The 12,149-nt window shown below is 66.7% G+C and carries 8 protein-coding genes and 1 pseudogene; 4 read left to right on the top strand and 5 right to left on the bottom strand.

Annotated features, from left to right (window positions below; translation table 11 throughout):
• Positions 1-83 precede the first annotated feature (83 nt).
• Positions 84-236, bottom strand: a complete 153-nt coding sequence (locus ACIREI_RS26735) for a hypothetical protein (RefSeq protein WP_403337600.1) — start codon at positions 234-236, stop codon at positions 84-86.
• A 428-nt stretch (positions 237-664) separates the two neighbouring features.
• The gene (locus tag ACIREI_RS26730; protein WP_403337597.1) at positions 665-1,624 is read right to left on the bottom strand and encodes a hypothetical protein; all 960 of its coding nucleotides are present in this window, start codon (positions 1,622-1,624) and stop codon (positions 665-667) included.
• A 585-nt stretch (positions 1,625-2,209) separates the two neighbouring features.
• Between ACIREI_RS26730 and ACIREI_RS26725 the strand changes: the two genes are divergently transcribed.
• Entirely contained in the window at positions 2,210-5,278 is a 3,069-nt protein-coding gene (locus ACIREI_RS26725; protein ID WP_403337594.1) for a CHAT domain-containing protein, read from the top strand.
• Between the two features lie 455 nt (positions 5,279-5,733).
• On the opposite strand, the pseudogene ACIREI_RS26720 reads toward ACIREI_RS26725, so the two are convergent.
• Positions 5,734-6,629, bottom strand: a pseudogene (locus ACIREI_RS26720) (IS982 family transposase).
• Between the two features lie 138 nt (positions 6,630-6,767).
• Entirely contained in the window at positions 6,768-7,337 is a 570-nt protein-coding gene (locus tag ACIREI_RS26715; protein ID WP_403337591.1) for a DUF6262 family protein, read from the bottom strand.
• Between the two features lie 208 nt (positions 7,338-7,545).
• Between ACIREI_RS26715 and ACIREI_RS26710 the strand changes: the two genes are divergently transcribed.
• A complete protein-coding gene (locus ACIREI_RS26710) occupies positions 7,546-7,731 on the top strand; it encodes a hypothetical protein (RefSeq protein WP_403337588.1) in 186 nt (61 codons plus the stop codon).
• 9 nt (positions 7,732-7,740) lie between these two features.
• Here the strand turns inward: ACIREI_RS26710 and ACIREI_RS26705 are convergent, their stop codons facing one another.
• Complete coding sequence (locus tag ACIREI_RS26705) at positions 7,741-9,540, bottom strand: hypothetical protein (protein WP_403337586.1); 1,800 nt, start codon at positions 9,538-9,540, stop codon at positions 7,741-7,743.
• Positions 9,541-10,147: 607 nt separating this feature from the next.
• Between ACIREI_RS26705 and ACIREI_RS26700 the strand changes: the two genes are divergently transcribed.
• Complete coding sequence (locus ACIREI_RS26700) at positions 10,148-10,753, top strand: hypothetical protein (protein WP_403337583.1); 606 nt, start codon at positions 10,148-10,150, stop codon at positions 10,751-10,753.
• A gap of 30 nt (positions 10,754-10,783) precedes the next feature.
• Positions 10,784-12,136 (top strand): hypothetical protein, encoded by a 1,353-nt coding sequence (locus ACIREI_RS26695; RefSeq protein ID WP_403337581.1) that lies wholly within the window; start codon positions 10,784-10,786, stop codon positions 12,134-12,136.
• The last annotated feature ends 13 nt before the right edge of the window (positions 12,137-12,149 follow it).

The following is a 12,149-nucleotide window of genomic DNA, read 5'->3' as shown; positions in this document are numbered from 1 at the left end:
GCACGCGGCGGGCCGGGCAGGCGAAGCAAGGCCCATGCGAGGGCCACGGGATCGGCTCCGGCAGCCGGGACGGTGCCCGCGGTTCAGCGGCGGTGACCGCGATCGGGGGAGCGTCGGGGGACGTTGAGGAAGTCCTCGAACCAGTTGTCCGGGTGCAAGGCGGGCGGGACGGGGGAGGCCTCGCCGTCTGCTTCACCGTCGCCCTCGCCGTACTTGCTGTCGTACAGCCACAGCACGTCGTGGTCCTGTTTACCGACCTGTGTGGCGTTCGGATCGTCTGCGACCGAGGTCGGAGCGTCGCGTAGACGTCTGGGACGTTGTCCGGCGCCATCTCAATGCCAGACCCTCGCCTTATGTTGTCCCAGTGATTCGTGATGCGTCTGACCACCGGGTGATAGAGGCCGCAGTCGCTGAGTCCGGCTCGCAAAAACGGAGTTCGGCGGCGCTGGCCAGTGGCTGACCTCCGCCGACCGGGGCCTTCGGAGCCTCAGCGGCCACCTAAGAAACATCCCTCGACCCCGTCACTGCCCGGCGGATGGGCCTGAGTGGCCGGGTTGCCCCCGGAGCGTTCGAGTAAGCACGCAGGTGCAACTTTTCGTGACAGGCGCCACAGGAACGCCTGGCTGACTTGCGTCGCTGGCAGGCTACACATGACACCTTGCAGTCAGCGGGGAGGGGTACCGCCGGAGGCGGGCGGGCCGGAAGTCCGGGTGCGTAGCTGGTGGGTGAGGGCGTCGCCGAGATTAGGGTCTGCAGAGGCAGTGTGGGCGATGCCGAGTTGAGTGGCCAGGTCGGTGGCGTGAAGGCGGACAGCGGCCTCCAGTAGCTGGGCGTAGGTGTCGGTGGCGCTGCGGAGGCGGTACCTGGCGGTCAACGCGAGGGCGATGGTGAGCGGCGCGGCGGGCCACCACCATGCGGTCAGCGGGGCGTACAGCAGGGCCCAGCCGGCCAGGGTGGTGGCGCGGGTGAGGGCCTGTTCGGCGGTGGTGATCTCGGTGCGGGTGGTCTCGGGCAGGGTGAGCCACAGGGGCGGCCACAGGAGGGGCAGGTCCAGGTGGTGGTCGCGTTCCAGGCGGACGGTGACGGCGTGGATGCGGTCGCCGCTCCAGGTGGGCCGGTCGGGTTCCTCGGGGGCGATGCGCTGCAGCGCGTGGTGCGCGGCCCGGCGCGGCCTCGGGTCGGCTCGGCGCCTGTCGCGGGCCAGGGTGCGGGCGTCGGCGTCGAGTTGTTGCCGGTAGCGCTGCTGGGCGGTGGCCCAGCGGGTGCGGCGGCGGGCGACGCGGGTGTGTGCCCATTGCCGCAGCGGGGGTGGCCAGGTGTGCCAGCCGACGGCCAGCGCGGTGCGCTGGACCAGTGTCCCCAGGCTCTGGGCGGCCAGCCCGGCCGCTGCTGCGGCGGCGAGGATCGCGCCGAGCAGGACGACTTGGCCGCCCAGGGTAGTTGCGGCAGGGGCCTGGGCCCAGTGGGTGATGTGGTTGGTGAGGCGGTGGTAGTCCAGGGCGTGGGCCTGGCCGAGGGTGTGGGCGGTGGTGGCGGTGGCCAGGTAGAGGGCCCCCGGCAGGACTAGCAGGGTTAGCCAGCGTTCGGCGAGTTTCTGCCCCAGGGCATTGAGGAATCCGTTCACGTGCTACAGCCGTACAGTGCACAGGGGTTGGCCGCTGATGTGGCAGCGGGGTACTTCGGCGCCGTCGGGCCACGCATGCCGGGAGCATTGATGGGTCGGACACAGCAACACCCACTCATCCGGAGCGGCGGGTTCGATCCCGATCGGGTTCAGCCCTCGGACGTGGCCGTGGACACCTGCGGCGTCTCCCACGGTGAGCAGAGCCTCATGGAGCGCGTCCAACCCGGCCGTAAGATCTTGCCCGGAGTGCAGGGCCACCAGCAAGCGTTCTAGTGGGGCCGCGCCATCGCTGCCATGCGCCTCAAGGCTCGCGCGGATGTTCTCCAACTGGTCACATACGTAGGCGATGTCTTCTTTCGACCCAGAACTGCTTGTCTCTTGCTGGTCAGACACTTTGCGCCCCCTTCACTGCCGCACCTTCGCCGACTAGCACCAGCATCGTGGCAGTCCGCTGCAGGCGGGTCCGAAACGTCGATGGTGGCACCCGGGCAGTACACGATGCGCCCATCGTGCCGAACTTGGCCTTGCGCAGCAACTAGCCTTCATCCTGCACTAGTTGAGACACATCGGTTAAGGGGGACAGCAATGGCAGAGCGCGAGGAACTTCTGGCGGCGATGTGGGCGCGAATCGATGGAGTGACTGCCACGGGAGACCTCTCCGCCGTGCTGGAGCGAGGCAGCCAAGTCGAGGCCCTTCACCTGATCGACAGATTCACGAAGGCAGGCAACGAGGGCGAGTTTGACCTGGAAGTGGCATGCGCCTTGGGCTGGTGGTATCACGTCCGCTCTCTAGTCCTACCCGCACAGCAGGCTGAGCACGCCCGCGAAATGGCGGTCGTTTTTCTCCAAGGATGCTTTGTTGCTGGAATGGACCGCCTTCCTCAACCGTTGCTCGCCTCCATCGCCGAAAGTGTGTACCCACATGCGTGTGACGTGCTCTGGCGGGCCTATTACGCACCCATATTGAATGCGTCCGATCTTTCGGAACTCGTCACCCTGTGGAGGCGTATTGTGCGCGCCGCCCCCTTGGGCCACCCCAAGCGCGCCGACTGGCTGGCCCAGTTGGGTACGGCCCTTGAGGTCCGCTTCAGGGGCACCGGCGAACTGACGGACTTGGATGATTCGGTGGAAGCACAGCGTGCTGCTGTCCGTGCCACCCCTCAGGGACACCCCGACCACTCCAAGCACCTCGCACTCCTGGCAAACAGCTTGCAACTGAGGTTCGCGTCCACCTCACATGAGCAGCTGGCGGATCTAGATGAAGCGGTGGAGGCATATCGAGCAGCGGTCGATGCCTCTCCTGGCGACGCATCACATCTATCCGCGCTTGCCGATGCCCTGGCTGATCGATTCCAGCACACCGGGCGGCAAGCGGACCTGAACGAGGCGCTGGAGTTGCACTCGTCCACTATACGTACGAGCCCTGACAGCGATCCCGTGCGCACCGCCACTCACATGGCTTCGGGTTTCCGTAACCTTTTCCGGCAGACAGGGAATCTGGAGAACTTGAACCACGCTGTGGAAGCTTGCCGTCTCGCCGTCCGTGCGGCAAAGGACGATCCTGGTCTGCCCTTGCGTCTGGACGCACTCGGCGAGGTCCTACGGGAGAGGTTCACTCATACGGAACGGATGGAAGATCTCGACGAGGCGGTGGAGGCAAGCCGGAACGCTGTCAGAGCGTCCCCCAAGGGCGGTCACGATTACGCCGGTCGGCTGCTTGTCCTCGGCAATACCCTGCGGAGTCGGTTTACCAGCACCTGGGAATCGAGAGATCTGCAAGAGGCACTGGAGGCATACCGTGCCGCTCTTCGAGTCACCCCTCATGACTCGCCAAATCATGCCATGCTCCTGACCGAACTCGGCGACGCTCTTTCATCCGGATGGGTGCCTGAGGGGGACGTGCAGTATGTGCATGAGGCATTGTCGGTCTGGGGTGATGCGGTGGAAGCGCCGACAACGCTGCCATTGCACCGCTTTCGGGCGGCGTGCTCGTCGATGTTCTGGACAGCTTGCATTCCGGATCTTGGCCGAGCAGCTAACTTTGCGGAGCGGGCAGTGCTGATGCTCCCAGAGCTGGCGCCCCGTCGCTTGAAACGTAATGATCAGCAGCGTGCCCTGGGTTCTCACGGGACGACGGTCACTGCGGACGCTGTTGCCCTGGCGCTGGCCGCACCGGGCGGAACCGCCCAGGAGCGGGCTGTTCGCGCATTGCGTCTGGCAGAGGCCGGGCGATCGGTATTGCTGTCGCAAGCCCTGGACACTCGCAGCGACTTGACGGATCTGCACCAGGAACATCCGGACCTGGCACAGCGTTTCGCCACACTCCGCGAACTGCTCGACCAGGATTCTGCTGTGACTCTCAGCGCGTTGGGCGTCGGCCACGCACAGATACCGGTCGGTGGGCAACGTCCCCAGTTGGTCGCAGAGCTGGAGGCGTTACTTGGGCGCATCCGGTCACAGGAGGGATTCGCCGATTTCGGCTTGCCACCTACGTCCGACGACCTGCTCGCTGAAGCAGCGTTGGGCCCAGTGGTGACTTTCAATGTCAGTGGCTACCGCAGTGACGCGCTTCTACTCACTCGCGCTGGTATCAGTTCCGTCTCACTGCCGAAACTCACTCCGGACAACGTCATCGAGCGGGTCAACGCTTTCTACCAGGCCCTTGATACGTCCACGGCCCCCGATGGTGACCGCATTGCCGCCCAAAAGACGCTACGAGAGATCTTGGAATGGCTTTGGGAACACGCAGCCGAACCTGTCCTCTCCGCTTTGGCGGATCTGGGCGAGGCGGTCTTTCCTGCAAAGGACGGTGAACCTCTGCAACGGGTGTGGTTGGCGCCGGGCGGATTGCTCGGACTGCTCCCCCTCCACGCCGCCGGCTTCCACACTGACCCCGGAGATGGCCCACAGCGTCGCACTGTTCTGGACCGGGTGATCTCGTCGTACACTCCCACCATCCGCGCACTGCATCACGCTCGTACCCGCCGCCCCCGGCCCACCGATCAGCCCCAGTCCCTGATTGTTGCCATGCCGACGACCCCGGGGCACAATCCGCTGCGCTATGTCTCCGAGGAGGTTCGCCGGATCCGTGGACTTTTCCACGATCCGATTCAACTCATCGAAGTCGCCCAGGCTTCCGACGGCACCCATCACCCTCGCGGCATGGGAGCCCCGAGCACGGCTACAGTCCTCGCTCGTCTCCCTGAGTGCGCCATTGCCCACTTCGCGTGCCACGGCGTAAGCGACCGGGTGGACCCTTCACGAAGCCAACTGCTCCTGCACGATCACGCCACAACGCCGTTGACCGTCTCTGCGCTGGCCCAGGTCAACCTGGACCACGCACAATTGGCCTACCTCTCCGCCTGCAGCACCGCGGATCCTGGTAACCCCAAACTCCTGGACGAGTCCATTCACCTCACCAGCGCCTTCCAACTCGCTGGGTTTCCCCACGTCGTCGGAACCCTGTGGCCGATCAACGACCGCCTAGCCGTCGAAGTTGCCGAATCCTTCTACACCCACTTGACCACCGGCCCGCCCGGAACACTCGATCCCACTCAGGCCGCAACCGCTCTACATCACACCATCCGGGGACTACGCGACCGCTACCCAGCGACCCCCTCCTTGTGGGCCGCCTTCCTCCACTCGGGCGCGTAGAGGAATCGGATAGACCCGACTTCCTCTCGTCCCTCACGCGGGCAGGGGGATCTCACCCCGGCGTTTGTTGTACGGCCTCGGTGTCCGCCGCGGTGCGGGGGCCCGGGCACGGCGGCCCGCGTGATCTCCAGGTGCGCTGCCATGTCCAGCTCGAACCGTACGGATTCACGTCCAGAACAGCGAGGGACAAGCCCCGCCGGTGAGGCGGGTTTTCGTCATACACCGATCGTCGATCAGGCCAGATGGGGTCTGAACTGCAGGGGGCGCATCGCGTAGATGTCCGTGATGGGTCCGAGCTATCGGCCAGGGCGGCCTCGATCCGGTCCGCGTGGAAGTAGAGGGCCGCGCTGAATGCCTCGCTGGCCGGGTGAAGGCCGAAGTGGGCGGACAGCACCTCTTCGACGGACTCGTCGCGCTCGTCGAGGGAACTGCTAGACGAGTAGTTCCGATGTGGCTCAGTGGTCGTAGGCGATCAGTGAGCGGGTGATAGGTGCCCCGATGGCGCGGTTGTGCCAGATCGCGCAGGTCATCGCCAGGATCCGCTGGGCCACCCGGACTCCGACGCCCTCGATGGTGCGGCCGCCGTGCTGTTCGAGGTCGAGCTGGCCCTTGAGGGTGTCGTTGACCGACTCGATCAGCTGCCGGACCGTCTTGAGCAGGGCTTCTGCGGGCTGTGAGGTGCCGCGGTTGCGGTAGGATGGCCGTAGCAGGCTGATGCCGCGGGCGGCGAGGAAGCGGTCGAGTTCGGCGGCGATGTAGCCCTTGTCCGCCAGGATCAGCAGCCCCGGCCGGGCGGCTGCCAGATGCGGTTCGTCGTCGATCAGCGCGGCCAGGACCTGCCGTTCGTCGACCTTGGGGTCGGCCAGGGCCCAGGTGACGGGCAGGCCGGCCGGGGTGCACACCAGATGCAGCTTCAGGCCCCAGTAGAAGCGGGAATGGGAGCGGCAGTAGCCGTAGCCTGCCCAGCCGGCCAGGTCGGAGCGTTTGACGGTCTCGCGGGAACGGGCGCACTCGACGGGAGTGGAGTCCACGATCCACACGTCGTCCAGCCACAGGTCGGTGTCTGCGGCCAGCGACCGGATGACCCGTTTGACCAGGGGCAGTGCGGCTCGCAGCCGCTTGTTGTAGGCCGGGCGCTGGGGCAGGTACGGGAACATGCGCTGCAGGTGCGCGTGGGCGAAGCGCACCCATCGGGCCTCGCAGTGGAAGCCCAGCACGGCCTGGGCCACCGCCAGGGTCACCAGCTCGGCACCGGTCAGCCGCGGCGGGCGGCCACGCCACCGCAGGGTCTTCAAACGGTCATCGACATGCACGTACATGCCGTCAAGAGGGTGTCTAAATCGGTCGTCACAACCCGATGTTGGACACCCTCCCTGCGTCCGTGAACCCCGCAATCGGAACTACTCGTCTAGACCTCGCGAAGGAGCTTGGCCAAGGTTGTGGGCCTGCTGCCGGTCGAACGGGATCGTGCCGGGGCTGGCCTGCTCAGTCAGGGCTGTCCCTGTTCGAGAAGTTGGACTTCGAGGTCAGCGATGCGCTTCTCGGCGAACCGCAGGTTGGAGCGGGCGACTTCGAGGCGTTCTTGCAAGGTTCGGTGTTCCCGGGTGAGCTGCTGGACGCGGCGCTTGAGCGTGATGTTCTCGGAGGTCAGATCCTGAACCGACTCCCCCGGAACCATCTGGTCGAGGTCGCGGAGCTTCCCCATGAGCTCGCCGATCTTCTGCCGTTGCGCGAAGACCTCCTTCTGCGTGCGGCCGAGTTCGGCCTCAGCGTTCAGCGCACGTTCGCGCCAGGACGCTTCGATTTGCTCGTGCTCGGCCTGGGCTGCTCGGACTTGGCGTGTGCGGCTGCCGTCGACCGCATTGCTCACGAGCGCGCGGGCCTTGGAGTTCTGGTAGAGGAACGTGACGGACACGCCGGCCCGTTCTGCGATGGCCCGGACGGTCAGTCGACCGCGTTCCCGGCGAAGCTGGCCGATGGCCTTCTCGACCTGCTCGAGCTTCTGCGCGGCCTGGCGGCGGCGTGCGTCGATCGCTGCCGTAGTGGCGTGAGGTTTCATGCAGCCTGGCCCTCCGTGTCGAGTTCCGCGAGCTCACGTGCTCGGAACGTCGGCGGGCACCACGGCCAGGCTTCTGGACTATCTCGCGACGCATCGTGCCTTCAGCGGGAACCGCCAGGTGCGGCAGGCTGCCTGGCGCGCCTCTGGCAGCGCACCCACGGTGAACGTGCCCGACTTCGGCGGCTGGACGGGCCCGACCATACCGACCATGCGGGTCGTGTCCGCCAACCTGGTCCACGCCGGTGTCCTGACTGCGCCCGAAGGCCAGTCGGCCGCCGAGTACGTCACCGGTGTCCAGCACCTGCTGGCTCCCAACTACGACTCCCGCGCCGCGCGGTGGCTGACCGACAAGCCGGCCGAGGGACGCGAAGAGGCGATCGGCCAGCCGCACTGATTCGGCCGATCAGGCCGCCTCGGCCTCCAGCTGGGCGGGGATGTAGCGATCACTGCGGTCCAGGCGGATCTCACGCACCCCGTTCAGCGGGCGTGTCAGGGGATCGTTGACCGCCGCGATGATCTGCATCGGCGTACCGTCCGCGTCGGCGACGGCGGCCGCGTGGGCGAGCTGCTCCATGAGCCGCTCGGCCATCTGACCGTCCAGTCCCTGCCCGCCCAGCCCGCTGAGCGGCGAGTCGACCATGAAGAACAGCGGAAGGCGCACGGTCGGCACCTCACGCGCCACATCACGCAGCGACAGCATGGCGCAGACATTGGCCAGCGTCTGCGGACCGCCAGCCACCGCCTGCTCGTCGAAGGCCAGCCCGTCTACATGGGGCAGAAACGTCTCCGGATCGATGTGGGCATGCCGTACGTCAGCGTTCACCGCCCTGATCCGAGTAGCGAAGTGACGCGACCACTGCTCCACCAGATCTTTGAGCTGCGCCGCGAGCTTCTTCTCCGCCTCCTTCCACATGTCGTGCGCCTGATCCTTCTCCTCCAGCAACCGGTCCCGTTCGGCCTCCAGTGCGGCAAGCACCCCGACCTCCTTGATCCGTTCCTGGAGCTGCTCCAAGCGCCCGGCCAGGTGAGCGGCCTCCTTCTCGTGCGCCAACGCGGCCGCCTGGCACGGGTTGAGGACGGAGCGCGTGAAGTCACCGATCGACTGCTCGATGGCCCACAGCGCCTGCCGCGCCCTGTCCTCCGCCTCGTGCGCCCGGGCCAGCTCGGTCTCAAGCCGCCCGCAGGCCTGCCGCGCGGAGGCGAGTGCCTGTTGTGCCTCCGCCAGCCGCGCCGCCTGGCCCGCCAGCCGCTCCGTATGCAGGACGTCCTTCTGTTTGCAGACCCGGCAGTGGTCTACAGGAAGTCCTTCCGTCCGCAGAACTTGAGCGCATCGCGGACAGTGCTGGGGCTCCGACGCCTGCTGACTGAGGCCTTCCAGACGGCCTTCCAGACGGCCCTCGTGACGCTGCGCCTGCCGCAGCCGCTCCTCCACGGCGCCGGTATGGCGGCGCGCCGCCTGATGAGCGGCCCTCGCCTGGTCACGCTGCCTGTCCAGACCGGCCATATGCTGCTGATGCCTGCTTAGTTGTGCCTGCGCCTGCTGCGCCTGGCCGGCTGCAGCCGCATGCTCTTGCTTCCACAGCTGCTCGGTCGCCTCCAGATCCATGGGGCCGGGCAGTCCGGCCTCACGGCGCGCGGCCCGCATCGCCGCAGCCGACGCCTTCGCCTGCGCATGAGCCGCCTTGACCTCCTGAAACCGCTGTTGGAGTCCCTCGATGTGCTCGTCGTGCAGACCCAGCAGCACCCGCCCCGTCAGTCGGCGTACCGTATCGCTCCCGCCGCCCAGGTAGGCGGTGGCAATCGTGGACTGCCGCAGTGCCATCCACCGCTCCACCTCGGTCAGTCCGACCCGGCCCCCGCCGCTGCCCAGGAGCGGGATCCCCAGCAACTCCATGACGAACTCGCTGGCACTCTGCTCGCCGCCGCGCCCGCGACCGACCGGCCGGCGCACCACGCCGACAGCCGGATCGCTCAGGTTCTCGAAGGACACATGACCGCCGCGGTGCACGGCCGGTCGCGTCGCCTGCCACCGCATCTCACCGACACGGAAGACCAACCGAACCTGGGTACACGACCGCACCGCGTGCATGATCTTTCCGGAGTTGAGACCCAAGGGGTACAGCAGCGACTCAAACCCTGTCGATTTGCCGGACCCGGAGCAGCCCACGAGCAAGGTCACCGCACTGGTGAAGGCCTGCTTCACCCAGGCCCCCTGGACCTCGAACTCGTGACACTCGATGATGAAAGACCGACGCACAGCGCGTACTCCCTCCGCTCAGCCCGCATGGCCGAATGCGGTGGCGCCAACGAACGGCCATCGCCCCCGGTGACGGGTGCAACCGCACCCCACCCACACGGACGATCAAGCAAGCCCGCTCCACTCGCCTGCGACAGGCCCTCCGCGCCCGTTCCTGCGACGCCGTGCGCTGCGGAGCATCAACCCGGCTAGAACCCGCGGTTGACGTGCCGTCATCACAATGCAGACGCTCCACATGCACCAAGCCAGGCGGCGTCCGCCCCCGAAGACGTTCGCCGTCTCACGGCGCCGCGTCGCGTGAATGATCGATGATCACACGAAGTAGCGAGAATGCCGTCACATCCACTGCTCTTCGCCTTATCGAATCGTTGGCCATCCGGCACAGACATTCGCCGGTTGAACTGGTCAGCGATATCCGACAACAGAGGGGGCAATCATGGGACGGGCAAAGAAGCACAAGCCACGTCGCAATCCACATCACCCACGCCGAAACCGAACAGGAGCAGCGACCGCACACGTCGCCTGGACGCCGCTGAAGCAGCAATGCGGCTGCGTGATCGACTGGGGATGGTCGCCCGAGACTGCTGATCCGGTCACGTTCCGGGACACGGTCGTCAGCCAGCTCACCGAGCCCTGCCCCTGGCACACCAGCAACACCAGGACGTCCGGCCCCCACTCATCCGGCGAGCTCGTCGTACAGCCGCGCGGCAGCCAAGTGCTACTGCGGGCCCGCATGGCCAAAGCATCCGACTGGGAGCTGGGCACCCAGCTTGCCTCCCGGCTCCACCACGTGCTGGGCAAAGTGCGAGAGGGAGAACTCGCGCTCCTGGAGGATGCACCCGCTGGATACCGCAGCTGGCTGATCGCGTCGACTCCCGACCCCGCCCAGGCCTGGCTCGACCACGAGCTGACCGACATCATCCTCAACCAGGGCCGCTCTGCGATGCCACGAGAACTCCTCGAAAACCTCCCCGCAGGGCTACTTGCTCCCTCGACCGGCCCACAGCCCGAGAGCGCGGCCTGCAACGTGTGCTCATTCTCCGCCGCCCACGGCGGCATGCTCTGCGCCTGCGGACACGATTGGTCGTGTCACCCCGGCAACGTCACAGAGGGCGAACCGTGCTCGCACTGCGCCTGCCCCTCCATGCAGCACGTCTGATCCCTCCCGCCCCACTCCCAAAGGCACCCCATGAACAGCACTGCACACCTCTGCCCGCACGCAGCACCGCCCCACACTCTCACCCCTTTCTCTGCATGGGATCTCATTGAGGAGTGCTACCGCACCGCCGCACACCGCTGCTGCGATTCCGTGGTCTATCACTCGGCCATCCTGGGAACCGCGGTCGCCCGCACCAGCGTTCTGGCCGCCGTCAACCTCCTGGCATCCGGTTGGCCACCGCTCGAGCAGCGCAGCTTCTCGATCGAGACCGCCGACCAGGACGGCATCGTGATCAGCGATGCCCGGCGGCGTTTCCATCTCGGGGCGGGGCCTTGGGGAGATGCTCACAGACTCTGTAACCAGCTTCGATGTCCTGAAAGGCCCACCTGCTACCGGACTCTGTGCGAGGCGCACACGATTGCCGGCGGTGGCGAGACCGTCCGCGAGCAGACCACCCTGTTCGCCGAGCGCCACCGCGAGGAGCGGGACTGGATGCGCTATGTCGAAGGCGATCTCATGACGGAGCTCATGCAGGCCGCAGTTACGGTGGGATTGCCCGCCGCCGAGCATGCCCAGTACTTCGCCGAGCGGCTCCACCTCGCCGACGCCGACCTCGCCGACGACTGGGACTACGAAGAGCACGAGCCGGAGATCAACGAAGACCAGGAACGTCTCCTGCACCTCGTGATCCCCCGGCCTGTGCCGATCAGTGAGCAGCGGGGCGTGCCTCGGCAGATCGGCCCGCTCGACCCACTGCAACTGCCCGGCTCCCCAGTGGACTTGAGGCTGGAGTTCTCGTATAAGCCGGATCGCTTGTCGTCCTGCGGTCAGGACGACGTCCAGTGGTGGAGCGTGCGCATGCACCACCGGCCGTCGGATTACGATCCTGAGCCCCCTCTGGGCGAAATCGGCCGACTGGCACTGGCGCGGCTGAGCTGGTGGCAAGAGGAGTACACCGTGGGAACCCTGGACGGCGAGGACTACAGCTTCGGCTGCCTGGCATCGAAGGTTTTCGAGCACTGGCAGCGCCCGGACAGCAAGATCCACCAGCTCGGCCTGGCAGCACATGGAGACATGCTGGTTCTTCTCGATGTCCAGCTGGACCAGGCGTGGAGGGGGTTCGGTCTCGGTGCCTACTTGGCTGGCGAGGCCCTGGACTTCCTGGGCGCGGGGTGCCGCCTGGCCGCTGCGGACATCGGCGACGAGGACTCGACCCCGAGCCGCCTGCTGCGGGCCGCGGGATTTCACCGGCTCGACGGCGGCGTGGCCGTCCGCAACTGTGCCCGGTTGCACGATGACGGGCATCGAGCCCGGCTGGAACGGCAGTTCGCCCAGGTGGTCGGGCTTGCGGACCCCAGGCGAAGCGACGAAGTCCCCTTCTGAAACGGAGGAGCCG

It is taken from the genome of Streptomyces sp. NPDC093591, from assembly GCF_044764885.1.
In the GTDB taxonomy this organism is placed as follows: Bacteria; Actinomycetota; Actinomycetes; order Streptomycetales; family Streptomycetaceae; genus Streptomyces.
This window is presented reverse-complemented; position numbering and strand designations above follow the sequence as displayed.